Below are 23,388 nucleotides of genomic sequence, written 5' to 3'. Positions count from 1 at the left end.
ATGTCCCCGCACGCCCTGAAACGGTCCACCCTGCTGGCACTGTGCGCCTGCGTCCTGGTCGCCCAGAGCATGGTCGCCGCCATCAACCTCCTGATACCGCAGCTGAGTTCGTCGTCCCTGCATCCCTCGCACGCCGAGATCCTGTGGACGGTCGACGCGTACGTCATCGTCTTCGCTTCCCTGCTGATCCCGGCCGGTGCGCTCGGCGACCGGTACGGCCGCAAGGGCGCCCTGCTGGCCGGCCTCGGCCTGTTCGCGGCGGGCGCGGCGGCCGGCGCGCTCGCGCCGAGCCCCGCGCTCCTCATCACCGGGCGCGGTATCTCCGGGGCGGGGGCCGCGCTGATCACCCCGGCCACGATGTCGATCCTGATGCGCCTCGCCGGCCCGGAACGCCGGGCACAGGCGATGGCCTCCTGGACGCTGGCCATCGGCCTCGGCGGCATGTTCGGCAACCTCGGCGGCGGTCTGGTCGGCCAGTTCCTCACCTGGCGCGCCCTGTTCGGCGCGATGGTCCCCCTGGCCGCGCTGCTCGCCGTCAGCGTCGCGCTCACCACCCCGCGCACGGAACGAGCCGCCGGCAACCACCTCGACCCCCTGGGCACCGTGCTGCTCACCGCGGCCCTGGTCGCGCTCCTCTTCGGCATCATCGAGGGCCCGGCGTACGGCTGGGGCTCGGCGCGCATCCTGGCCGTCTTCACGGCCGGCGCCCTGCTGACGGCCGCCTTCACGCTCCACGCCCTGCGCTCCCGCACCCCGCTCTTCGACCCCCGGGTGTTCCGCTCCCCCGGCCTGCGCGCCACGACCCTCGGCATGACGACCGGCTTCTTCGGCCTCTTCGCCCTCTTCTACGTCAACTCCCAGTATCTGCAGGGCGTGAAGGGCTACGGCCCCGCCGTCACCGGGGTCGCGATCGTGCCGCTGATCGTCGGCATGGCGCTCGTCCCGAAGCTGGCGGCGCGCTGGGCGTCCCGCCCCCGCCCGGTCGTCGGCGCCGGTCTCGCACTGATCGGCCTCGGCCTGCTCGGCGCGTCCACCGCGGACGCGGGCACGCCCTACGCCCTGTACGCCTGCTGGCTGCTCGTCATCTCGGCCGGCGCGGGCCTGTCGATGCCGGCCCTCACCCTCGGCGTCGTCACGTCCCTCCCCGCCCATCAGGCGGGCCTCGGCTCCGGCCTCGGCACCTCGGCCCGCGAGATCGGCGCGGCCCTCGGCGTCGCCGTCACCGGCACGGTCCTGGCCTCCCACCCCACCTTCACCGACGGCATGGGCCCGGCCCTGCGGACGGTGGGCGTCCTGGTCCTGGCGGCGACGGCGGCGGTCGTGGCCGGCTACCGCGGAAGCGGCGGTGTCTCTCGTACGGCGGCGTCTTCCGCCCGTACCAAGGAGCCCGTCACCTGACCGTCAGGGGCTGTCGAGCAGGCCGGCGGAGGTCCGCCCTGAAGGGCGCGGGGTGCAACTCGGCGCAACCAGCGAACCGTTCAACACCGCGCCCCCGCCGGGCAGAACGAGCGCACCGCCATCCTCAGTGGTGCCCGGACCTGCTCCGGGGCGAGGTTCGCGGGGCCGCTGGAGCGGATGGCGTAGAGGGTGCCGTCGGCTGACCGGAAGCGGTGGTCGATGACCTGGCGGGTGCCTTTGTGCTGGTCGTCGTAGCGGTATGTCAGCTCCGCCCAGGTGTCGCCGTGGTCGCGCTCGACGACCCGGTAGCCGGGCTGCTTGGCGAAGCCGTAGCCGGGGTCGGTCTCGGCGAGGGTCAGGGAGTCGTAGGGGGTGGGCTCGGTGACCTCGAAGATCTGCAGCTGGCGGCCGTCGGAGGGGGCGTCGTAGTAGACGATCCGCGCGAGCTTGCCCTGCTCCTCACGCCGAGTCCAGCCCTTCGGGACGTCGACGGAGTAGCCGACGGGGTCCTGGGCGCGGCGGTAGCCGACCGAGGGGGACGAGGACGTCAGGAGCGAGGCGGACGCGGTGGGGGTGGGCGGCGGGGTCGTCGTGGCCGTGACGCTCACGCTCGTCGCGGGCGCGGCCCCGGTGCCGCGTGCGTGGTCGCGGGTGAGGTACCAGGCGCCCGCTCCGGCGCCCGCGCCGAGGACGAGCGTGGCCGCCAGGACGGCCAGGACACGGCGGGCTCGACCGCGCGGCTGCGCGGGAGGCGGCGGTGGCGGCCAGGTCGGCGACAGGACACCGCCCGTGTGGGTCGGAGCGAAGGCCCACGGCGGTGGCGCCTGGCCCGTCTGTGTCTCGGCCGACGACCACGGCGGTGGAGTCGCCGGCTGCCGGGCGGCCCAGGCCGCCTGGCCTCTCTCCTCGCTCGGCTCGCGCTCCGGTCCGGAACCGGAGCGACCGTCGTCGTAGCCGTATCGACCGCTCATGACACCCCCCGAATCACCCCATTGGGTACCGCTTCTGACGGTAGCGGCGAAAACGGCCACGGGCCCCGTTCCGGAGAGAACCGGAACGGGGCCCGTGCAGGGTCGTGACAGAACCGTGAAGCCGTACGGCTCGGTTCAGATGAGGCCGAGACCGCGGACCGCCTCGCGCTCCTCCTCGAGCTCCTTCACGGAGGCGTCGATGCGGGCGCGGGAGAACTCGTTGATGTCCAGGCCCTGGACGATCTCGTACTGGCCGTCCTTGGTGGTGACCGGGAAGGAGGAGATCAGGCCCTCCGGGACGCCGTAGGAGCCGTCCGACGGGATGCCCATGGAGGTCCAGTCGCCGTCCGCGGTGCCGTTGACCCACGTGTACACGTGGTCGATGGCGGCGTTGGCGGCCGAGGCGGCCGAGGACGCGCCGCGGGCCTCGATGATCGCCGCACCGCGCTTGGCGACGGTCGGGATGAACTCCTCGGCCAGCCACTTCTCGTCGTTCACGGTCTCGGCGGCGTTCTTGCCGGCGACCGTGGCGTGGAAGATGTCCGGGTACTGGGTGGCGGAGTGGTTGCCCCAGATCGTCAGGCGCTTGATGTCGGCGACCGTCGAGCCCGTCTTCTTCGCGAGCTGGGTGAGCGCACGGTTGTGGTCGAGGCGGGTCATCGCGGTGAAGCGCTCGGCCGGTACGTCCGGCGCGGCGGCCTGCGCGATGAGCGCGTTGGTGTTGGCCGGGTTGCCGACGACGAGGACCTTGATGTCGTCCGCGGCGTTGTCGTTGATGGCCTTGCCCTGCGGCTTGAAGATGCCGCCGTTGGCGGAGAGCAGGTCGCCGCGCTCCATGCCCTTGGTGCGCGGGCGGGCGCCCACGAGGAGGGCGACGTTGGTGCCGTCGAAGGCGACGTTCGGGTCGTCCGTGATGTCGATGCCCTGCAGGAGCGGGAACGCGCAGTCGTCCAGCTCCATGGCCGTGCCCTCGGCGGCCTTCAGCGCGGGCGTGATCTCCAGCAGGCGCAGCTTGACCGGCACGTCCGCGCCGAGCAGCTGGCCGGAGGCGATGCGGAAGAGGAGGGCGTAACCGATCTGGCCGGCCGCGCCGGTGACGGTGACGTTCACGGGAGTGCGGGTCATGGCGTTCTCCGTATGACAGCTGGCGGTGGGCGTCCTCGCCCTGGGGTGCGGACGGACGTACAAATGATCGATCTCTTGGTATCAAGAGAGATCCACCGGTCAGGCTATCGCGCATCCGGGATGCCGGACGCGCGGGTCCGTGTGGCCCGTCCCACAGAGTGGACCGGCGGCTCGACCGGCTCAGAAGAAATGTGGGACGGGAGGAATAGTCGTCGCCATCCCGGGCACGCGAACCGTACCCCCACGGGAGTCCGGCACGGTCGGTCCCCCCACGGCGGCCGCCTCAGTCCCCCCTCTCCCGGACGGGCGGCCGCCCCTTTTTCTGCCCTACTTCGTGCACCCCTTCTGCCCGGACGCCAGCGTCGCGCACGCCGTGGCCTCGCCCGCGTCCTTGACCGCGACCATCGGCGTGTAGGCGATGTTGTCCCCGGTGGCCGTGATGCTGTCGCTCTCCTTGGCCTTGCCGGCGGTCACCTGCACGGAATCCCCCTGGGTGGCCTGGGTGACACGACCCCAGGCCGCACCGCACGTCTTGCTGTACCGCACCTCGACCGTGGAGGTGCCGACGACGGCGGTCTTGGCGGTGGTGACCGAGGCGGCGTCCTTGGTGCAGCCCATCGCCTCCGCGTCCTTGCCGGTGCAGGAGGCGCCGCTGCACTTCACCCCGGCCGGCAGGTCGGTCCGGGCGCTGACGGACGGGGACGGCGAGGCGCCGCCCTCGTTCTTCTTGCCCGAGCCGTTGTCGGTCAGATAGAACCCGGCCGCTATCACGACCAGTACGCCGACGAGACCCGCGAGGAACATCGTCAGCTTCCGCCTGCCACCGCCCGAGGAGGAGCCCCCGCCGGGCCGCGGGCCCTGCGGCGGCTCACCGATCGGACCCGGCGTCGTCTCCGGTGTCCGGCCCCGACCGTCGGCCGCCGGCTGCGGCGCCGGAGCGGCGGCCCCGGGAGCACGCGCACCGGACGGCGACGGCCCCTTGTACCCGGCCAGCCCCCACGAGTTGGCACCGGAGGAGCTCTCCGGCGCATCCGCGGCGGGCGAGGCGCCGCTCTCCCGCACCGCGCCCGCCGCGTCCCGCACTTCCGGGCCCGGCTGCGGCGGCACCGTCGGCACCACGCCCGCCGGTCCCGCGATCCCCGGCGTCGCCGTCGCGCTGCCGGTCCTGCGGGCCGCGGTGCCGCTCTTGCTGCTCGCCCTGCCGCTCGCCTTGGCATTGGCGGGAGGCGCCCCGAACTCACCGAGCGCGGCACGCGCCTGGGAGATGCGGATGGCCTCCATGGTCATGTCGTGGCGCATCTCCGAACGGCTCCAGGCACGCTCGGCGAGCTCCCACATGGTCGTCAGATGGATCGGGTTGGTACCCGTGACCTCGGCCAGCGCCACGATCGCACCCTTGGGTGCGAGCAGCCGGCCGTTCAGATACCGCTCCCAGGACGTCTTGCTGTAGCCCGTGCGGTCGGCCACCGACGCGATGCTCAGGCCACTGCGGTCCACGAGCCGTCGCAACTGGCTCGCGAACTCCCTGACCTGCGGATCAAGTTCGTCCGGCAAGGCCCTCCAACGAGGCATTGCTTCCCCCCTCTTCCCCCCGGTTGGTGCTGGTGTTCCTCGCGTTCCCCCGCGCGCGGTGCCCGTTCTGGCCTACCCACAGGGATGCGCCCAGTAGGGATCTCAGTTCCCGGGATGGGGGCGCACGGGAGCGTTGGGGTCGTTCGGCATGCACCGTTGCGCGCCGACCCGACCGCGGTTCAGCGTCCCACCGGCGACCCCCTCCGCCGCCCGGCCGGACCCGCCCACCCTAGGGCCCTCAGCGAACAACCCCGTGTCAATTCCGCAAACTTGTCAATACATCGACACCGGAGACACACACGGACAACCTCGCCCGTCACGGGCGTATTCACCCCGCACAGGGGCACCCCACCCGCGCGCGAGGACACCCACGACCGCGATCGCCAGCATGAGGAGCAGCAGCAGTACGGCGTACAGCAGCAGCCCCCCGGCGGGCCGCCGACGGGTCTCTTCGGGCGTGTCCCACCAGGGCAGGGTGGGATCGTCCTCGTACTCCTCACCGCCCGGCCCTTCCGCTTCCCCCGAGCCGTCGGCGGGTTTCGCGGGCAGGGCGGCCGGGCGCGGCCAGGCCTGCACCGCCAGTTCCCAGCGCACCGCGAAGCGCTCGGCCTCCGTGTCGGCGAGGCCCGCGATCCGGCACAGGGCGGCGACCGCCTGCCGGGGCGGCGGCTGGGTGGCGTTGAGATAGCGGTGCCAGGAGGACTTGCTGTACGCGGTGCGGGCGCCGAGCGAGACGAGGCTGAGACCCGTCCGGTCCTTGAGGAGCCGCAGCTGCTCCACGAAGTGCCGCACCTCGGGCGGCAGATCGTCCGGCAGCGGCTGCCAGCCGCCCATCGCGCACCTCCACCAGATCTCTCGCGGTTACCCGTCCTGACCAGGTGACGACGCAGACCCGCCGTTGGTTCCCCCGCGTACCGGAACAGTCAGCTCCCGGGCGGCAACCGCGCCCCAATGGGGCGCGGGGAACTGCGCGACCAGCCACGACACACCCCGCAGACGATCGACGACCTGTCCCGGCACAGCCCGCGGCACGCAAAACTGCGCGAACTAACTGCTCACCGTGAAATGCAACGTGTCCTTCAGGAACGGAATCTGCAGCCACGGATGCGGCTGCACCATCATCGCCAGCAGCACGATCGCGAGGCCCAGCACGCCGTACGTCACGATGTCCGTGAAGCGGGAGCGTACGGCGAGCATGCCGACGTCGGGCAGGATCCAGCGCAGCGCGGCCCCGGCCACCAGAGCGATGCCGATCAGCAGGGTGCCGACCCGGAAGACGTCCAGCGCGGTCAGCAGCAGGCCGAGCCCGACGAGACCGAGGACGGCGAGGATCGGCCACTGCCGGGCGGGCGCGGGGGCGTCGCTGGGAGCGGCCCGGCCGCCGCCCTCGGGACGCGCGGTGTCCTTCGTGAACAGCGGGAAGCGGCGCGTCACCCGGCGCGGCCTGCCCTCGGCGTCGGGTGCGCTGATCGCGTCGCGGACGGTCGCCTCCGCCTGCTGCCCGGGGTCCTCGACCGCGCGCTCGGGCTGCTTCGCCGCACCCTCGGGGTGCTTCGCCTCAGCCGGCACTGCGCTCCGCCGCCTCGACCACGTTGACGAGCAGCTGGGCACGGGTCATCGGGCCGACACCGCCGGGGTTCGGCGAGATCCAGCCGGCGACCTCGGCGACGCCCGGGTGGACGTCGCCCACGATCTTGCCCTCGGCGCTGCGCGAGACACCGACGTCGAGGACGGCGGCGCCCGGCTTCACGTCCTCGGGCCGGATCAGATGGGCCGAACCGGCGGCGGCGACGATGATGTCCGCGCGCTTGAGGTGGGAGGAGAGATCACGGGTGCCCGTGTGGCACTGGGTCACGGTCGCGTTCTCGCTGCGGCGGGTGAGCAGGAGCGGCATCGGGCGGCCGATGGTGACACCGCGGCCCACGACCACGACCTCGGCTCCCTTGATCTCCACGCCGTACTGACGGAGCAGGGTGAGGACGCCGTTCGGGGTGCAGGGCAGCGGGGCCGGCTCATTGAGCACCAGCCGCCCGAGGTTCATCGGGTGCAGGCCGTCGGCGTCCTTGTCCGGGTCCATCAGCTCCAGGATCCGGTTCTCGTCGATGCCCTTGGGCAGCGGCAGCTGGACGATGTAGCCGGTGCACGCCGGGTCCTCGTTCAGCTCCCGGACGACCGCCTCGATCTCCTCCTGCGTCGCCGTCTGAGGCAGCTCGCGCTGGATGGAGGCGATGCCGACCTGGGCGCAGTCGCGGTGCTTGCCGGCGACGTACTTCTGGCTGCCGGGGTCGGTCCCGACGAGGATCGTGCCGAGGCCGGGCGTGACGCCCTTCTCCTTCAGCGCCGCCACGCGGGCGGTCAGATCGGACTTGATCGCGGCTGCGGTGGCCTTGCCATCGAGAATCTGGGCGGTCATACCCCCATCCTCGCGGATGACCACCCCCCGGTTCCAATCCGGGTGCCGTACCGGCGGGACGGTCATGATCAGCAAGATTGCACTTGCACAACACATGCGAAATGCCACTGGACAAGGCGAGCAGCCGTAAAGAACGATGAACGGCGCAGTATCGCGGTTCGTGTTCGGGGGGCAAACCGCTCACATCGTGTGATTCCTCCGCGCAATCCGCAATGTCCCCATATGCGCAACGGAGGAATCCCGCCATGAGTTACGGCGACCCGAACAACCCCTACGGCCAGCCCCAGCAGCCGCCGCAGCAGCCCGGTTACGGCTACCCCCAGCAGGGCGGCCAGCAGCCCTACGGCTACCCGCAGCAGCCCCCGCAGGGCGTGCCGCCGCAGCAGCCGGGCTACGGCTACCCGCAGGCGCCGCACGCCCCCGCCGGTTACGGCTACCCGCAGCAGGCGGGTTACGGCATGCAGCCGCCGTACGCGAACTGGGGTCAGCGTTTCCTCGGCCTGCTGGTCGACGTGCTCGTGTTCGTGCCCGCCTACATCATCATCGCCATCGGGGGAGGCACCAAGATCTGGGCCCTGGTGGGCATCGGTTACCTCGCCCTCATCGGCCTGGCGATCTGGCAGCTGATCAAGGAGGGCCAGACCGGCCAGACCGTCGGCAAGAAGGCGGTCGGTATCCGCCTGGTGCGGGAGGCCGACGGACAGCCCCTCGGCGTCGGCATGGCCTTCGTGCGCCGGCTCGCGCACTTCCTGGACAGCCTCGCCTGCTACCTCGGCTGGCTGTGGCCGGCCTGGGACGCCAAGCGTCAGACGTTCGCCGACAAGGTCTGCTCGTCGATCGTGATCCGTACGAACTGAGCGCTGCTCCACCCCATTTCACGGAGGAACACCCCCCATGAGTTTCGGCGGCCCCAACAACCCCTACGGCCCGCAACAGGGCCAGCAGCCGGGCTACGGCTACCCCACCGCTCCCCCGGTCGGCCCCTACGGCGGCACTCCCGTGATGACGACGATGCCGGGCACGGTGAGCGTGGGTCGCGTACTGCTGTGGGTGATCGTTCCCCTGCAGCTCATCGGTGTGGCCCTGTTCGCCTTCGTCGCCGGGGTGGTGCGCAGGGCGTCGAACGCCGGTGTCGAGAACGACGCCTCCTTCGAGAAGATCAAGGAGTACTCGTCGGGCGTGCTGTGGGCGATGGTGGTGTTCGCGCTGGCCTGGGCGGTGTTCGCGGCCGTGCTGGCGTTGAAGTTCAGCGACGGCGGCAACCGTGTCCGGATCACGGCCATCGTCTTCGGCGTCATCACCGCGATGCTCGGGATCTACCCCTTCGTGGTCGTGGGCCTGCTCCACACGGTTCTCGGCATTCTGATAGCCGTGTTCGCCGGCAACGCGAACGGAACCGCCTGGTTCAACCGCGTAAAGCAGTGAACCGCCCGGCGCCACTGAACAGTTCGCGCCAATAAGTCGCCAAGGGCCGTGTCTCTCCGTCCGAGGGGGACACGGCCCTGGCGCGTCGCCCTACTCTGACGTGGGTAGCCGGCAGGCACGGGAGACGCACCTTGTACAGCATCATCGTGGTACCTCCGCCGACCACGGAGAACCAGTCCACTCGCACCCAGCTCAGGCTCGCGCCCGGCGAGCGGCTGACGTTCGGGCGCAGCGCCGACTGCGACGTGGAGATCCCCCACAAGGGCGTCTCCCGCAGGGCCGGTGAGATCACCGCGCAGGGCGCCTTCTGGATACTGAGCAACCTCAGCCGGGAGCAGACGTACGTCGTGGAGAACCCCGAGGGGGCCGGCGAGCACGTGAAGGTCGGCCCCGGCCGCCTCGACGCCCCCGTCCCCTTCGAGTTCTCGCGCATCGTGCTGCCGGCGGCCGGGGACCTCCTGGCCGTCGAGGTGTGGGCACCCCGCCACGACTACCTCCACTCCGAGGGCGGCCTCGACGGCGCCACCACCGCCCCCGCGTTCTCCGTCGACCGCACCAAGCGCTACTTCGCGGTCCTCGCGGCCCTGTGCGAACCGCGCCTGCGCGGCGCACCGCACGCGCCCCTGCCCACCGTCGACCAGGTCGTCGACCGGCTGCGCCCCAACTGGCCGGCCGCGTCCCGCACTTCCGTGCAGTGGAACATCGACTACCTGGCGGTGAAACTGCGTCTGAAGCCGGGCCCGGACGAGGCGGACAGCGGTCCGCGTCTCAACGGCAAGAAGGAATCGCTGGTCTCGCTGGCGCTCCGCTTCGACCTCGTCCGCGAGGACGACCTGGTGGTCCTGGCCGCCTCCCCGTCCGGCCGGGCGCTCCGGTGACCGAGCCGTACGCCGTGCCGGTGCCCAAGGGGTACCGGGTGGGTGTCTGGGAGGTGCGGGACCCGATCGCGACGGGCGCCTTCGGAAGCGTGTACGAGGGCAGACGCACGGGCGACGACCTGGCGGGCACCGGCGAGGAGCTGCCCCGCACGGCCGCCCTGAAGTTCCTTCCGACCGGCACCGGAACCCCCCGTCAACTCGCCCATCTGCGCGAACTCATCGACCGCGAGGTCGGGTTGCACCGCCGTCTGAAGCAGCCGCGCCTGATCCGGATGTACGGCACCCTCACGGTCGACGATCCCGGTCGGCCGGAGTTGGACGGCGCCACCGTCCTCGTACTGGAGAAGGCGGAACGCTCCCTGGCGGCGCTGCTCGCGCACTCGCCGAGACCGGAGGCCGGGCCGGCGCTGCTCGCGCAGATCTGCGAGGGCCTGGCCCAGCTGCACCGTGCGGGCTGGGTGCACGGCGACCTGAAACCGGCCAACGTGCTGCTGATGAGGGACGGTTCGGCGCGGCTCGCCGACTTCAACATGGCGGCGGAGCTGGAAGGCACGCACGCGTACACCCCCGCCTTCTCGACGCCCGACTACACCCCGCCCGAACTCCTCTGGTCGGAGATCGGCACCCGCGGCCGCCAGATCCGCCCCTCCGCCGACGTCTGGGCCTTCGGTGTCCTGGCGCATCTGGTGCTGACCGACTCCTTCCCCCTCCCCGGCGGCACCCCGACCGCCCGCCGCGACGCGGCCGCCGCCTACGCCCGCGGCACCGACGAGCTGCGCCTCTCGCCCGAACTCCCCGACGCCTGGCGGCAGATCGTCCGCGACTGCCTTTCGCGCACGCACGCCGACCGCCTCGGCACGGACACACTGCTGCGCCGGGTCGCGGAGGCGGCAGGCACGGACCGCCCGCCCCGCCTCCGGCGCCTCGGACGCCGCTCGACGGTGATCGCGAGCGCCACGGCAGCCACCGTCGCGATCGCGGCCCTCGGCTACGGCATCAGCACCTGGGCGGACTCCGGCAGCAACCCGCCGGCCGTCAGGAGCGCCTCCCCCACGGCGAAGATCACCCCCGCCACCTACGGCTCCCCCGAACTCCGCACGGACCAGGACATCCCGGCGGCCTATCGCCCGATGATCGTCGACGCGGCTCACCACTGCGACCAGGCGGACGTCACACCCGCGCTCATCGCGGCCATGCTCAAGGCGGAGAGCAACTTCGACCCGAGACTCTCCGACCCCGGCAACGACGAGTACGGCATCGCACGCTGGACGCCGAGGCTTCTGCGCTGGTGGATCAGGGCCGACGGACAGCCGGTGAAGTCGATCCCCAAGCCACCCCTCTCCGTCCCCGACTCGATCGCGGCCCTCGGCCACTACCTCTGCTACATCGAGCCGAACCTGACACCCAACCTGCCCGGTGACAAACGGGTGCTGATCGCCGCCGCGTACCGGACCTCGTACAAGCGAGTGAATGCCGCACGCGGGATTCCCCCCGAGTACCGCGACTACTGCAAGCGGCTCACCCAGTACCTCAAGGAGTACACGCCACCCGGGAGTTGGTGACCCTGAGACTTCCGAGGTACCGGTCGGCGGACGCGGGCGGCACGGTGGTACCACTCCGCCAAGGCGGAACGACCACCAGAGTTCATGGGGGAAACATCGTGAACATCGCCAAGCCCGCCGCACTGCTCCTCGCGGCCACCGCCCTGCTCGCCGGCTCCACGGTCGCGGCCACCGCGGCCGACACCCCGGACGGCACCCGGGTGACCGCGACGCCGGACGGCATCCGCGTCAACAGCCTCCAGCAGACCGCCGACCAGGTGCTCGCCGGCCACCCGAAGGCCCTCAAGTCCACCGCCAACGAGGTGAGGTACGACGGCCTGACCCTGACCCACGCCCCGAAGAGCAAGCTCGGCGCGCAGGACCTGGCCTGTGACTACGGCCATCTGTGCATGATCGTCAGGGGCACCAAGTTCGACTTCTACAAGTGCCAGACCTGGACCGTCAGCAACTGGACCGGTGACGGCCCGTTCACCAACAACCAGACGCCCGGCACGGTCGCCAGGTTCTACAACCAGGACGGCAGCGTCCGCTGGACGTCCACGGCGTACCAGGCGGGCACGGCCAGCTGGGACCCGATCTGGTCCCTGCGCCCCTGCTGACAGGGCGCCCGAGAACAGCGGTCTCCGGCTCCCTCGGGGGAGGGCCGGAGACCGCGTACGTCCGGCTGTTGCACGGTCCGCATGCCGCGCCCGAGACCGGGGAGCGCACGACGCTCAAAGGAGAAGGCGAAGGCGAGGGGGACGAAGAACGGGAACCCGATCACCTCCGCCGCCCCTTCCGCCGACGGCACGCAAGGCACCCCCCAAACCAGCCCCACTCCCCACCGCACCTCCAAGACCCCCGGCACCCCGGCCCCCACCCCCTCGAAGTCGGCTCCCACCCCGGCGAAACCACCGTGGCTCACCGACTGCACCTACTACTCCGGCACCGAACAGACCCAGCTCGGGGACCGCGGCCAACGCGTCGTTCAGGTCCAGTGCATGCTGACCAAGCGCGGCTACAGCGTGGGCGGTTCAGGCGTGGACGGCGACTTCGGCAAGGCCACCGACGCGGCGGTGCGGAGCTTCCAGAGCGACAAGGGGCTGGAGGTCGACGGCCAGGTCGGGCCCAACACCTGGGCGGCGCTGCGCAGTTCGACCTGAAGCGGAACCCTTACGGGAAGTACGGGGTGTACGTGATCGAGGAGACCTTCAGATACCTCGCACCGTCTCCCGTGGCCCATGTCGAGTCGTTGGGGTTGCCCGGCCAGTCACCGCCGACGGCGGTGTTGACGATGAAGTGCATCCCGACACCCGGAGGAGTGGTGTACCACTTCGTGCCGGTGATGGTGCCGTCCACGGCGAAGTCGATGTGATCCGGCCACCAGGTGAACGAGTACCTGTGGTACGCGTTGGTCCAGCCCGCGGAATTCGTCTTAGAGAACTGGGTCTGGGCGTTGTTGGTGTCGTGGGAGGTCTGGTACACGGTGTTCGCGTTCTGGCCGACGATTTCGGCAGCGTCGAACTCGGGCAGCCACGGATTCAGATAGGCCGCCCATACCGCGGGCAGGAGGCCCTGGCCGTTGGGCATGTTCGCGGTGAAGCTGTAGGTGCCGTAGCCGTAGAGCGCCTTGGACTCCACGCGGCCCGAGTAGTACGTGCCGCCCGACTTGTAGGTCTTGATGACCAGGGTGTTGCCCTCGTACCAGACGCAACCCGGGGTGTAGGTCTCCAGCTCGTTGTTGGCGGTCCACCGTCCGTTGATGACATTCCACGAGTTGACGGTCTGCGGGGCACCCCACGACGCCGCGTGGGCTTGCGGCTGCCCCAGCAGAAGCAGTGACAGCGCCGCCAGGGCGCCGATTATGAGGCGTCCCGGCCGGAGAAGTACAGATGACATCGCGGCTCCATTGCTCGGATGACACGGGGTGTGGGAGCGGTCCCACTTCCATCAACCGGACCATAGGAGTCCGTTCAACGTTTGACAAGATATGCGGTGGAGATCACTTCCTGGCTTCTGGACTTGAAGCCACGGCGGGGCCTGGCCGGCCGAGCCCCGGGACGACCGGAGATGTCGAGAAGGTCAGAGTCGGGCCGTAGGAGCCGTCCTCCTCGTCGCTCACCGCGACGGTGATCTCCCGGTCGGGGTAGCGCGCGGACAGGACTCCTTGCCAGCATTCGCCCAGCGCGAGCGCGAGTTGCGGGAGCTCCTCGCCGAGCCGATCGTCGTCCGTCAGAGGGGTGTTGCCGAAAGTCGTCCACAACTCGACATGGTTGACGACGGCTTCGATGCGCTGCCGGTCGCCGCCCAGGTGGGTGAACCAGTCGTCGACAGTCCCCCGGCTGAAGCGCTGCTTGAGGAACACGCAACCGCGGTACTCGATCGTCTCGGGGCAGAACAGCCAGGCCGCGGCCAGGACGAAGCGCAGGCCGCCCGCGTAGTCGAGGTAGTCGGCCGGGGAGAGCTCCTCATCCTTCCATTCGGTGCGCCACCGCCTGAAGAACGCCGGCAGCGCACGCTCGGACCACGCCGGGTTGCTGCTGGTCACGGGGATCTCCCAAGGGGCCTGCGGAAAACGACCGCCCGTACACGGCGAGAACCGCGTACGGGCGGAGGAAGCAGCGGCGAATGCGCCGCCTTGTGAAAGCCGCTCAGTGGAAGAAGTGCCGCGTCCCCGTGAAGTACATCGTCACGCCCGCCTTCTTCGCGGCCTCGACCACCAGCTCGTCGCGGACCGAACCGCCCGGCTGGACGACCGCCTTCACGCCGGCCTCGATGAGGATCTCCAGGCCGTCCGGGAAGGGGAAGAACGCGTCCGAGGCGGCGTACGAGCCCTGGGCTCGCTCGGCGCCCGCCCGCTCGACGGCGAGCTTCGCGGAGTCGACGCGGTTGACCTGACCCATGCCGACGCCGACCGAGGCTCCGTCCTTGGCGAGGAGGATCGCGTTGGACTTGACGGCGCGGCAGGCCTTCCAGGCGAAGGACAGCTCGGCCAGTTCGTCCGCGGGCAGCGCCTCGCCCGTGGCCAGCGTCCAGTTGGCCGGGTCGTCGCCCTCGGCCTGGAGGCGGTCGGTTACCTGCAGGAGGACACCACCGTCGATGTGCTTGGCCTCGACCCGGTTGCACGGGCCGTTCGGCGCCTTCAGCACACGGATGTTCTTCTTCTTGGCGAGGGCTTCGAGGGCGCCGTCCTCGTAGTCGGGCGCGACGATGACCTCGGTGAAGATCTCGGCGACCTGCTCGGCCATCTCCTTGCTGACCGGCCGGTTGACGGCGATCACGCCACCGAAGGCCGACAGCGGGTCACACGCGTGTGCCTTGCGGTGCGCCTCGGCGACATCCGAACCGACCGCGATGCCGCAGGGGTTGGCGTGCTTGATGATCGCCACGCAGGGCTCGTCGTGGTCGTACGCGGCACGGCGCGCTGCGTCCGTGTCCGTGTAGTTGTTGTACGACATCTCCTTGCCGTGCAGCTGCTCGGCCTCAGCGAGACCGCCGGCCGGACCGCCGCCGAGATAGAGAGCGGCGGGCTGGTGCGGGTTCTCGCCGTAGCGCAGGGTGCTCTGGCGCTCGTACGTGGCACCCAGGAAGTCCGGGAAGACGGACTGGTCGACGGGAGCGTACGAGGACGCGAACCAGGAGGCGACCGCCACGTCGTACGACGCCGTGTGCTGGAAGGCCTCCGCGGCGAGCCGCTTGCGGGTGGTGAGGTCGAAGCCGCCGTCCTTGGCCGCGGCCAGGACGTCGGCGTAGCGGGCCGGGCTGGTGACCACGGCGACCGACGGGTGGTTCTTGGCGGCCGCGCGGACCATCGACGGGCCGCCGATGTCGATCTGCTCGACGCACTCGTCGGGGGACGCCCCCGAGGCGACGGTCTCGCGGAACGGGTAGAGGTTGACCACCACGAGGTCGAACGGCTCCACGCCCAGCTCGGCCAGCTGCTCGCGGTGGCTCTCCAGGCGCAGGTCGGCGAGGATGCCCGCGTGCACCCTGGGGTGCAGGGTCTTGACCCGGCCGTCCAGGCACTCGGGGAACCCGGTGAGCTCCTCGACCTTGGTGACGGGGACGCCCGCGGCGGCGATACGGCCGGCGGTGGACCCGGTGGAGACGAGCTCCACGCCCGCCTCGTGCAGGCCACGCGCGAGGTCCTCGAGGCCGGTCTTGTCGTAGACGCTGACGAGCGCCCGGCGAAGGGGCCGCTTGTTGCTGTCGGCGGTCACTGGATAACTACCTTTCGTCCCTCAATGCGATAGCCGTTGCGGGCGAGCCGCCCCACGACATCGACGAGCAGCCTTCGCTCGACTTCCTTGATGCGCTCGTGCAGCGCACTCTCGTCGTCCTCGTCCCGGACCTCCACCACGCCCTGAGCGATGATCGGTCCGGTGTCGACGCCGTCGTCGACGAAGTGGACGGTGCAGCCGGTGACCCTGGCGCCGTACGCGAGCGCGTCGCGCACACCGTGGGCTCCGGGAAAACTCGGGAGGAGGGCCGGGTGCGTGTTCACGAACCGGCCGCCGAAGCGGGCCAGGAACTCCTTGCCCACGATCTTCATGAACCCGGCGGAGACGACCAGGTCGGGCTGGTACGAGGCGACGGCCTCGGCGAGCGCCGCGTCCCACTCCTCGCGGGTCTCGTAGTCCTTGACCCTCGTCACGAAGGTCGGCAGCCCGGCGCGCTCGGCCCGGGCGAGTCCCTCGATGCCGGCGCGGTCGGCCCCGACGGCCACGATCTCGGCGCCGTAGGCCTCGACGCCGGTCGTCTCGATGGCGTCCAGCAGCGCCTGGAGGTTGGTGCCGGATCCGGAGACCAGCACGACGAGGCGCTTGGCCACGGGCTTGGCGGCCACGGTGGGGCCCTTTCTCGGGGGAGCGGTTCCGTACAGTCGGCCGTATGTACGTTCGTACGAATGCTTCGCGCCCCGGGATACGGGGAAGTCTACGAAGCGGCCGAACGTCAGCAACGATACCGGCACTCCGGGCAGCCCCCACGGGACGGGGGCGCGGCCGGAAGGTAGCGTCTGGGAGAGCCCGGGTCGGGAACGTGGTCGTGGTGCTGTGCGTTTCCGAAGTGGAAGCTCGTGCAAGGACAGCCGTACGAACGCCTGATCAACGCTTGATCAACCGATCAACGCTTGATCAACACCTGATCACCGCCGTATCGCCTAGGGGAAGACGCTCACTTGATGCCGGACCGCAGCCTGCGACTGCTCACGCTCCCCCCGCAGTCGGTGGAGGGAGGGGAGCACCGCGGCGTGCTGCTGCGGGAGCGCCCCGCCTCTCCGCCCGACGCGCCCTCGGACCGGAAGACCGGCGACTCCCCCGAGGACGACAACCCCTTCGCCCCGCCTCCGGAAGGCACCCCGGACCGCCCATGGCGGCCGCGCCGCCCGGCCGAGGGGGAGAACGGCGACCGGTCCGGCGAGTCCGGTTCCCCGTGGGGCAGCCAGTGGAGCGACCGCCAGCCGGGCCGCTCCCCCGGCGGTTTCGGTGAGCGTCCCGGCAGTCCGCCCCCCGGCCCCGAGGGCCAGGGCGGCAACACCCCGGGGTCCGGCATGCGCTGGGACCCGACCGACCCCTCGCAGCGCCGCGCCCGCTACGCCCTGCTGTGCGGCATGTGGGCCTTCTTCTTCGCCCTGTTCAGCTGGCCGTATGTGGCCCTGCTGCTGGGCGCCCTCGCCCTGTACTGGGGGATCAGCGCCCTGCGGGCCAGGACCGGCGCCGAGCCCGCGGGCGACCCTGGCGGCCGGCCGCAGACAACGGCGGCGGTGACCGGCCTGGTGACGGCCTCCCTGGCGATCGCACTGGTGGCCGCGACCTTCACCGCGCAGATGGTCTACAGCGACTACTACAACTGCACCAACGACGCCCTCACGAACCAGGCGAAGCAGTCCTGCACCCAGCTGCTGCCGAAGGAACTGCGGGGACTGCTGGGCTCGAACGGCTGACGAACGGCCGTTGCGCGATCGGCGCTCACGGCCGGTCCGGCCCGTCCGGCGCGTCCGGTGCATCCGGCGTCCGGGACGGGTCGGACGCGTCCTTGAGGGCCGCCCAGCGGGACTCGCGGGTGGCCTCGCCGGGCCATGAGGCCGTCGGCTGGGGCGAGGGTTCGACGGGCAGGAAGTCGTACGGCCCGAAGCCCGCCTCCTCCTCGTCGCGCAGCGCGCCGTACGCGTCGTCCTGGTCGTAGGGGGCGGAGGGCGTCTGGGCGTCCGCCGGATTCTGCGCCCCACCGGAAGCCGACTTCTTCTTCCAGAACCGGCCCCTGCCCTTCGCCTTCTCCGCCTTCGCTGCCTTTGCTGCCTTGTCCGCCTTCTCCGCCTTCGCTGCCTTTGCTGCCTTGTCCGCCTTATCCGCCTTCGCTGCCTTTGCTGCCTTTGCTGCCTTCTTCGACTTCTCCTGCTTCTCCGGCTTCTCCGGCTTCTCCGGCTTCGAGTCCGCGGCTTCCGGCCTCGGCTCGACGATCTTCGCTTTCGGGTCGATGGTCCTCGGCCTCAGATCGAGGGTGTGCGACCCGGGTTCTCCCCTACGTCCCCGGCGCGTCCGGCACCGCCAGGCCCGTACGCCGACCGCCGTCGGAATCGCCGCGACCGCCGTCCATACGACCGCCGCGCCCCCCGTCTCCCACCACACCGGCCCGAACCTGGCAAGCTCCCCGACGCCGAGCCGCCCGCCCGCCATCGTCGCGAGTACCGCCATGGCGACCCCGCACAGCAGCGCCGCCAGCAGGGCAGTGCCGGCGGTCTGCCGGGCACCACCGGAGGTTCCGGCATCCGCCGAGGAGGATGCACCGCGTGCTTCCGCCCCGCCCACGAACCACCCCACCGCCAGTCCGGCCGCCACCGGTACCGCTCCAGCGACCCAGTTCGGCCATCCCCCGGCCCCCGCGTCCGGCACCGCGGCCAGCAGCGGAAACGGTGGCAGCAGCGGGGCGGGTGCCGAGGACAGCGGGTCCACCACATGCCCCGTGCCGAGCACGAACCCGGGCCCGAGGGCGTAGGCCGCCCCCCACACCGCCGCGTTCGGCACCAGCACCAGGCACAGGAACAGCACGGCGAAACGGCCCGACCAGCCCTCCGTGAGCTGCAGGAAGGAGACCCGCGCCGTCCCGCCGTGCCACACCAGTGACACGGCCACCAGCGCCGCCCCGCCCCCGACGAGCACCGCCGCACCGGCCCCCGCGGACCGCGCCGCAATGCCCAGGCGGGCGTGGGAACCCGGCCCGCGGACGAAGCTCCGCAGCCCGGACGGCAGCAGCTTCAGCACACCGTCGAACGCCCGGCGCGGATGCCCGTACGCCGTCCACACCCCGGCCCCCGCCATCACCATGACGAGCAACGGCAGGCACAGCATGGCCCGCCCCCACGAGGGCCGCAGCTCCCCGCCCGAGGCGTACAGTGCCGCGGCCGCGCCGACGCCGAGATAGCCGAGGACCACGCCCGCCCAGGCCGTACGGCCGGACAGCAGCGGCCCGTCCTCCTCGCCGCCGTACACCACGTCCCGCGCCGCCCGGTGCACCAGCAGCACCGGCACCGCGAAGAGCAGCAGCGGAGTGACCCCCACCGGGGCGGGGACACCGGAGAGCGTGCCGGTGCGGAGCAGTTCGGTGCCGTGCGCCAGCAGCCACAGTGCGGCGGCGACGTGCAGCGCACCGCCGGGCCCGCTGTCCGGGTACGGCGAACTGATCCAGAACACCATCACCAGCACGGTGATCGCCCCGAGCCCCAGCCCGGCGGCCACCGCACCGCCCGCCACGCCGGCGCCCAGCCCGGGCGATCGGTCCTGCATCCTGGCCCGGATCCGGGCACGCAGGTACGGCAACGGAGCTCGGCGAGCAGTCGTCTGGATCACGACCGCCATGCTCCCAACGACACGCGCTTTATCGCCGTAATAGGCAAACCGCCGAAGTGTCGCTCAATATACGTTTATGTACTTTTTCGTACGAAAGGGCGCCCCGTGACGTCGACCCCTGCGAGCCCGCCGGCGCTCGAGCTGACGCCCGCTCAGGCCTTCGACGCGCTGTACGCGTTCTGCGCTCCCGCCCTCGTACGGCAGACGTTCCTGCTCACCGGGCGGCGCGAACTGGCGCGCGAGTCGGTCGAGCGGGCCTTCCAACTCGCCTGGCAGCGCTGGCCCGAGGTGGCCGTGGACCGAGATCCGGCGGGATGGGTGCGGGCGACGGCGTACGAGTACGCGCTCTCGCCCTGGCACCGGTTCCGCCCGTGCCTGCGGCGCCCCGAGCCGCCGCTGGTCGACCGGCGCGACCGCGAGCTGATGAACGTACTCATGGAACTCCCGCCGTCGTACCGCCGGGCGCTGCTGCTCTACGACGGTGTCGGCCTCGATCTGCCGGAGACGGCGGCCGAGGCGGAGGCGAGCACTCCGGCGGCGGCGCACCGGCTGCTGCACGCGCGCGAGGCGATCGCCGCCCGTCTGCCGGAGCTTGCCGACCCGGCCGAGTTGAACCGCCGTCTGGTCGAACTGGCCTCCACGGAGCGGCGGCCCGCCCCCCGGCCACCGACGGTACGCAGCCGCGGCGAACGCAGCGCCCGCTTCTGGACGCGGGCCGCCATCGCCTTCACAACGGCCCTGATCGGCACGACGGCCCTGGCCCTGCGAACGGCCCCCACACACTACGAGCCCCCGGTACCGCCGGGCGCGATCGTGGAAGGGGTCCCACCCCGGGTGGCCCGAGGCGCCCTGCCGGCCCCCCAGGCCCAACTCCGAGCAAAACTACGGTCGGAGACGGCCCACGGCCCGGAGAGACTCGTACCGCTGCAGCAATAGCTGACCCGGCCCCGCGGGCAGTCGTGCCGCTGGGGCGGCACCCGTCCCAAAGAGAGGCGGCACCCGCCCAGCGCGGGCAAGCGAAACACCGGTGGGCCCGCCCCCACCCAGGGGAACGGGCCCACCAACGCTCAGCTAGGAAACCGCTCAGCCGGCCAGGATCTCCCGCGCCAGCTTCGCCGTCTCGGTCGGCGTCTTGCCGACCTTCACACCGGCGGCCTCAAGGGCCTCCTTCTTCGCGGCAGCCGTGCCGGACGACCCGGAGACGATGGCACCCGCGTGGCCCATGGTCTTGCCCTCGGGCGCGGTGAAGCCCGCGACGTAGCCGACGACCGGCTTGGTCACGTTCTCCTTGATGAACGCGGCCGCGCGCTCCTCGGCGTCGCCACCGATCTCACCGATCATCACGATCAGGTCGGTGTCGGGGTCGGCCTCGAACGCGGCGAGCGCGTCGATGTGGGTGGTGCCGATGACCGGGTCGCCACCGATGCCGACGGCGGAGGAGAAGCCGATGTCACGCAGCTCGTACATCATCTGGTACGTCAGCGTGCCGGACTTCGAGACCAGGCCGATGCGGCCCGGCTTGGTGATGTCGCCCGGGATGATGCCGGCGTTCGACTGGCCCGGGGTGATGAGACCGGGGCAGTTCGGGCCGATGATCCGGGTCTTGTTGCCCTTGGACACGGCGTACGCGTAGAACGCGGCCGAGTCGTGGACCGCGATGCCCTCGGTGATGACGACCGCGAGGGGAATCTCGGCGTCGATCGCCTCGACCACGGCGGCCTTGGCGAAGGCCGGCGGTACGAAGAGGACGGACACGTTCGCGCCCGTCTTCTCGATCGCCTCGGCGACGGTGCCGAAGACCGGGATCTCGGTGCCGTCCACGTCAACGGTCGTGCCCGCCTTGCGCGGGTTCACGCCACCGACGATGTTCGTGCCGTCGGCGAGCATGAGCTTGGTGTGCTTCATGCCCGTGGAGCCGGTCATGCCCTGGACGATGACCTTGCTGTCCTTGTTGAGGAAGATAGCCATGGCTGTTGTCCTCGTCCCTTACTTCGCAGCCGCGAGCTCGGCGGCCTTGTCGGCCGCGCCGTCCATGGTGTCCACGCGCTGGACCAGCGGGTGGTTGGCGTCGGAGAGGATCTTGCGACCCAGCTCGGCGTTGTTGCCGTCCAGACGGACGACGAGGGGCTTGGTGACTTCCTCGCCCTTGTCCTCCAGGAGCTTCAGCGCCTGGACGATGCCGTTGGCGACCTCGTCGCACGCGGTGATGCCGCCGAAGACGTTGACGAAGACGGACTTGACGTCCGGGTCGCCGAGGATGATCTCCAGGCCGTTCGCCATGACGGCCGCGGAGGCGCCGCCGCCGATGTCGAGGAAGTTGGCGGGCTTGACGCCGCCGTGGTTCTCACCGGCGTACGCGACGACGTCCAGGGTGCTCATGACGAGACCCGCGCCGTTGCCGATGATGCCGACCTCGCCGTCGAGCTTGACGTAGTTGAGGTTCTTCTCCTTGGCGGCGGCCTCGAGCGGGTTGGCCGCGTCCTTGTCCTGGAGGGCCTCGTGCTCCGGCTGGCGGAACTCGGCGTTCTCGTCCAGCGAGACCTTGCCGTCCAGGGCGATGACGTCACCGGAGGCGACCTTCGCCAGCGGGTTGACCTCGACCAGGAGGGCGTCCTCCTTGATGAAGGTGTCCCACAGCTTGACGAGGACGTTCACGACCTTGTCGGCGACCTCGGCCGGGAACTTGGCGGCCGCGACGATCTCGCGGGCCTTCTCCTCGGTCACACCCTCGTTGGCGTCGATCGGCGTCTTAGCGACGGCGTCGGGGCGGGTGGCCGCCACCTCCTCGATCTCCATGCCGCCCTCGACGGACGCGATGGAGAGGAAGGTGCGGTTGGCACGGTCGAGGAGGAAGGAGACGTAGTACTCCTCCACGATCTCGGGCGCCGTCTCGGCGATCATCACCTTGTGGACCGTGTGGCCCTTGATGTCCATGCCGAGGATGTTGGTCGCGTGCTCGACCGCCTCGTCCGGGGTGGCGGCGAGCTTCACGCCACCGGCCTTGCCACGGCCGCCGACCTTCACCTGGGCCTTGACGACAGACTTGCCACCGAGACGCTCGGTGGCTGCGCGGGCCGCCTCAGGCGTGTCGATGACTTCACCGGCCAGCACCGGTACATCGTGCTTGGCGAAGAGGTCCCTCGCCTGGTACTCGAACAGGTCCACGCGCTTCCGTCCCTATCAGTGATCTCGCGGTTCGTTGGATGCGTGGGCGTGCCGCGAAGGGCAACGTGACGTCCGCTAGTCACAGGGGAGGCGCACACGGTGTCCGAGCGCGCGGCATGTCCGTCTCGCAGGTTATCGCTGCTTGCGGAGGGCCCCTAAATCGAGGGTCACACCTGAGCGGTGATACCTGTCACATGATGCCGCGCTCACTGGCACGGCGTGCCGGATGTGAGGGACGGGCCCGGTTCGCAAGGGCGTACGGGGCGCGTACGGGGAAGGGCCTCACCGGGCTGGGGTTGACCCGGTGAGGCCCCTGTTCAGCCCCGAAGGGGGCTCGGAGCAGTTGATCCCCACCCCAATGGGGATCACCTGGCTCCATCCGCGGGGTTCGGGCCGGCCGGTCCGACGGCTTTCGGCCGTCCGGGTCCCTGGGTCCGCGGAGTCGGTCGGGCGTCAGACGCCGTGGTGCACGTTCTGCACGTATCCGGGCGTGATCGACTCGGTGACGCCCTGGACGCCGGTGACGGCGTGTCCGGCGAGCGGGCCGCCGGTGGACCGGACGGTGTCGGTCAGGTCGCCGGTGAAGGGCGCGACCTGGCCCACGACGCCGTGGGCCAAGGGGCCCGCATCCCCGACGACGCCGTACGCGAAGGGCGTGACATCGCCCGCGACGCCGTACGCGAGGGTCGTCGCGCTGCCGCCGACACCCTGGACCACCGGCTCGACGAGGCCGACAACGGGCCGGGCGGCCCCGGTGACACCCTGCGCGAACTGCGGCACCTGCCCGGCGACGCCGTACCCCAGGCCGGTCACATGACCGGCCACGCCGTACACGAGCGGCGCCGCGTCGTCGGCGACACCCTGGACCACCGGCTCGACGGCGCCGACAACGGGCCGGGCAGCCCCGGTGACACCCTCCGCGAACTGCGGCACCTGCCCGGCGACGCCGTACCCCAGACCGGTCACATGACCGGCCACGCCGTACACGAGCGGCGCCGCGTCGTCGGCGACACCCTGGACCACCGGCTCGACGGCGCCGACAACGGGCCGGGC

22 protein-coding genes and 1 pseudogene are annotated in these 23,388 nt (G+C 71.0%); 9 read left to right on the top strand and 14 right to left on the bottom strand.

What is annotated here, in order from left to right:
- Positions 1–1,398, top strand: coding sequence for an MFS transporter (locus ACWCRD_RS11025; RefSeq protein ID WP_450965561.1), 1,398 nt, complete (start codon positions 1–3; stop codon positions 1,396–1,398).
- Positions 1,399–1,478: 80 nt separating this feature from the next.
- On the opposite strand, the gene ACWCRD_RS11020 is transcribed toward ACWCRD_RS11025, so the two are convergent.
- The 6 genes and pseudogenes from ACWCRD_RS11020 to ACWCRD_RS10995 form a co-directional block, all read right to left on the bottom strand.
- Positions 1,479–2,369, bottom strand: coding sequence for a hypothetical protein (locus tag ACWCRD_RS11020; RefSeq protein ID WP_450965560.1), 891 nt, complete (start codon positions 2,367–2,369; stop codon positions 1,479–1,481).
- A 135-nt stretch (positions 2,370–2,504) separates the two neighbouring features.
- The gene (locus ACWCRD_RS11015) at positions 2,505–3,494 is read right to left on the bottom strand and encodes a malate dehydrogenase (protein WP_030930180.1); all 990 of its coding nucleotides are present in this window, start codon (positions 3,492–3,494) and stop codon (positions 2,505–2,507) included.
- A 327-nt stretch (positions 3,495–3,821) separates the two neighbouring features.
- Positions 3,822–5,048: a DUF2690 domain-containing protein gene (locus ACWCRD_RS11010; protein WP_450965559.1), complete on the bottom strand. Its 1,227-nt coding sequence runs from the start codon at positions 5,046–5,048 to the stop codon at positions 3,822–3,824.
- 369 nt (positions 5,049–5,417) lie between these two features.
- Positions 5,418–5,900: pseudogene (locus ACWCRD_RS11005) on the bottom strand (helix-turn-helix domain-containing protein); the annotation flags it as partial.
- 213 nt (positions 5,901–6,113) lie between these two features.
- A complete protein-coding gene (locus ACWCRD_RS11000; protein WP_450965558.1) occupies positions 6,114–6,635 on the bottom strand; it encodes a DUF3017 domain-containing protein in 522 nt (173 codons plus the stop codon).
- A complete protein-coding gene (locus tag ACWCRD_RS10995; RefSeq protein WP_344404552.1) occupies positions 6,625–7,479 on the bottom strand; it encodes a bifunctional methylenetetrahydrofolate dehydrogenase/methenyltetrahydrofolate cyclohydrolase in 855 nt (284 codons plus the stop codon). Before ACWCRD_RS10995 ends, ACWCRD_RS11000 begins: the two co-directional genes overlap by 11 nt.
- Before the next feature lie 245 nt (positions 7,480–7,724).
- Here ACWCRD_RS10995 and ACWCRD_RS10990 point away from each other — a divergent pair, with 245 nt between their 5' ends.
- The 6 genes from ACWCRD_RS10990 to ACWCRD_RS10965 all read left to right on the top strand — a co-directional run bounded on the left by ACWCRD_RS10990 (position 7,725) and on the right by ACWCRD_RS10965 (position 12,486).
- Positions 7,725–8,336, top strand: a complete 612-nt coding sequence (locus tag ACWCRD_RS10990) for an RDD family protein (RefSeq protein ID WP_450965557.1) — start codon at positions 7,725–7,727, stop codon at positions 8,334–8,336.
- A 37-nt stretch (positions 8,337–8,373) separates the two neighbouring features.
- Positions 8,374–8,904 (top strand): hypothetical protein, encoded by a 531-nt coding sequence (locus ACWCRD_RS10985; protein WP_450965556.1) that lies wholly within the window; start codon positions 8,374–8,376, stop codon positions 8,902–8,904.
- A 131-nt stretch (positions 8,905–9,035) separates the two neighbouring features.
- Positions 9,036–9,782: an FHA domain-containing protein gene (locus ACWCRD_RS10980; RefSeq protein ID WP_450965555.1), complete on the top strand. Its 747-nt coding sequence runs from the start codon at positions 9,036–9,038 to the stop codon at positions 9,780–9,782.
- Positions 9,779–11,344, top strand: coding sequence for a serine/threonine protein kinase (locus tag ACWCRD_RS10975; protein ID WP_450965554.1), 1,566 nt, complete (start codon positions 9,779–9,781; stop codon positions 11,342–11,344). Before ACWCRD_RS10980 ends, ACWCRD_RS10975 begins: the two co-directional genes overlap by 4 nt.
- A gap of 98 nt (positions 11,345–11,442) precedes the next feature.
- A complete protein-coding gene (locus tag ACWCRD_RS10970) occupies positions 11,443–11,943 on the top strand; it encodes a hypothetical protein (RefSeq protein WP_450965553.1) in 501 nt (166 codons plus the stop codon).
- A gap of 81 nt (positions 11,944–12,024) precedes the next feature.
- Complete coding sequence (locus ACWCRD_RS10965) at positions 12,025–12,486, top strand: peptidoglycan-binding protein (RefSeq protein WP_450965552.1); 462 nt, start codon at positions 12,025–12,027, stop codon at positions 12,484–12,486.
- A 10-nt stretch (positions 12,487–12,496) separates the two neighbouring features.
- Here the strand turns inward: ACWCRD_RS10965 and ACWCRD_RS10960 are convergent, their stop codons facing one another.
- The 4 genes from ACWCRD_RS10960 to purN form a co-directional block, all read right to left on the bottom strand.
- Positions 12,497–13,222 (bottom strand): glycoside hydrolase family 16 protein, encoded by a 726-nt coding sequence (locus ACWCRD_RS10960; RefSeq protein ID WP_450965551.1) that lies wholly within the window; start codon positions 13,220–13,222, stop codon positions 12,497–12,499.
- Positions 13,223–13,325: 103 nt separating this feature from the next.
- Positions 13,326–13,871, bottom strand: coding sequence for a hypothetical protein (locus ACWCRD_RS10955; protein WP_450965550.1), 546 nt, complete (start codon positions 13,869–13,871; stop codon positions 13,326–13,328).
- A 103-nt stretch (positions 13,872–13,974) separates the two neighbouring features.
- Positions 13,975–15,543, bottom strand: coding sequence for a bifunctional phosphoribosylaminoimidazolecarboxamide formyltransferase/IMP cyclohydrolase (purH, locus tag ACWCRD_RS10950; RefSeq protein ID WP_450965549.1), 1,569 nt, complete (start codon positions 15,541–15,543; stop codon positions 13,975–13,977).
- On the bottom strand, positions 15,540–16,169 hold the full coding sequence (gene purN / locus ACWCRD_RS10945; protein ID WP_450965548.1) for a phosphoribosylglycinamide formyltransferase: 630 nt from the start codon (positions 16,167–16,169) through the stop codon (positions 15,540–15,542). Before purN ends, purH begins: the two co-directional genes overlap by 4 nt.
- Positions 16,170–16,505: 336 nt before the next feature.
- Here purN and ACWCRD_RS10940 point away from each other — a divergent pair, with 336 nt between their 5' ends.
- Positions 16,506–17,267 (top strand): hypothetical protein, encoded by a 762-nt coding sequence (locus ACWCRD_RS10940; protein ID WP_450965547.1) that lies wholly within the window; start codon positions 16,506–16,508, stop codon positions 17,265–17,267.
- A 25-nt stretch (positions 17,268–17,292) separates the two neighbouring features.
- Here ACWCRD_RS10940 and ACWCRD_RS10935 read toward each other — a convergent pair whose 3' ends face one another.
- On the bottom strand, positions 17,293–19,179 hold the full coding sequence (locus tag ACWCRD_RS10935) for a cell division protein PerM (protein ID WP_450965546.1): 1,887 nt from the start codon (positions 19,177–19,179) through the stop codon (positions 17,293–17,295).
- Here ACWCRD_RS10935 and ACWCRD_RS10930 point away from each other — a divergent pair.
- Positions 19,102–20,106: an RNA polymerase sigma factor gene (locus ACWCRD_RS10930; protein WP_450965826.1), complete on the top strand. Its 1,005-nt coding sequence runs from the start codon at positions 19,102–19,104 to the stop codon at positions 20,104–20,106. The genes ACWCRD_RS10935 and ACWCRD_RS10930 overlap by 78 nt on opposite strands.
- A 147-nt stretch (positions 20,107–20,253) precedes the next feature.
- Here the strand turns inward: ACWCRD_RS10930 and sucD are convergent, their stop codons facing one another.
- From sucD to ACWCRD_RS10915, 3 genes are all read right to left on the bottom strand, one after another.
- Positions 20,254–21,138, bottom strand: coding sequence for a succinate--CoA ligase subunit alpha (sucD, locus tag ACWCRD_RS10925; protein ID WP_099930861.1), 885 nt, complete (start codon positions 21,136–21,138; stop codon positions 20,254–20,256).
- Positions 21,139–21,156: 18 nt separating this feature from the next.
- Positions 21,157–22,335 (bottom strand): ADP-forming succinate--CoA ligase subunit beta, encoded by a 1,179-nt coding sequence (gene sucC / locus ACWCRD_RS10920; protein WP_450965545.1) that lies wholly within the window; start codon positions 22,333–22,335, stop codon positions 21,157–21,159.
- Positions 22,336–22,788: 453 nt separating this feature from the next.
- The coding region (locus ACWCRD_RS10915) for a hypothetical protein (RefSeq protein WP_450965544.1) at positions 22,789–23,388 on the bottom strand (600 nt) is incomplete at its 5' end.

It is taken from the genome of Streptomyces sp. NPDC002092 (genome assembly GCF_053593775.1).
Note: the sequence above shows the minus strand (reverse complement) of the source record. Positions and strands in the feature narration are given on the sequence as shown.

Excerpts from the sequence above, each read along its gene's own strand:
- ACWCRD_RS10985 (WP_450965556.1), top strand. The coding sequence starts at position 8,374 with ATGAGTTTCGGCGGCCCCAACAACCCCTACGGCCCGCAACAGGGCCAG.
- ACWCRD_RS10995 (WP_344404552.1), bottom strand. The coding sequence starts at position 7,479 with ATGACCGCCCAGATTCTCGATGGCAAGGCCACCGCAGCCGCGATCAAG.
- ACWCRD_RS10940 (WP_450965547.1), top strand. The coding sequence starts at position 16,506 with ATGCCGGACCGCAGCCTGCGACTGCTCACGCTCCCCCCGCAGTCGGTG.
- sucD (WP_099930861.1), bottom strand. The coding sequence starts at position 21,138 with ATGGCTATCTTCCTCAACAAGGACAGCAAGGTCATCGTCCAGGGCATG.
- ACWCRD_RS10965 (WP_450965552.1), top strand. The coding sequence starts at position 12,025 with ATGCCGCGCCCGAGACCGGGGAGCGCACGACGCTCAAAGGAGAAGGCG.
- ACWCRD_RS10935 (WP_450965546.1), bottom strand. The coding sequence starts at position 19,179 with ATGGCGGTCGTGATCCAGACGACTGCTCGCCGAGCTCCGTTGCCGTAC.
- ACWCRD_RS10960 (WP_450965551.1), bottom strand. The coding sequence starts at position 13,222 with ATGTCATCTGTACTTCTCCGGCCGGGACGCCTCATAATCGGCGCCCTG.
- ACWCRD_RS11020 (WP_450965560.1), bottom strand. The coding sequence starts at position 2,369 with ATGAGCGGTCGATACGGCTACGACGACGGTCGCTCCGGTTCCGGACCG.
- ACWCRD_RS11015 (WP_030930180.1), bottom strand. The coding sequence starts at position 3,494 with ATGACCCGCACTCCCGTGAACGTCACCGTCACCGGCGCGGCCGGCCAG.
- ACWCRD_RS11025 (WP_450965561.1), top strand. The coding sequence starts at position 1 with ATGTCCCCGCACGCCCTGAAACGGTCCACCCTGCTGGCACTGTGCGCC.
- ACWCRD_RS10990 (WP_450965557.1), top strand. The coding sequence starts at position 7,725 with ATGAGTTACGGCGACCCGAACAACCCCTACGGCCAGCCCCAGCAGCCG.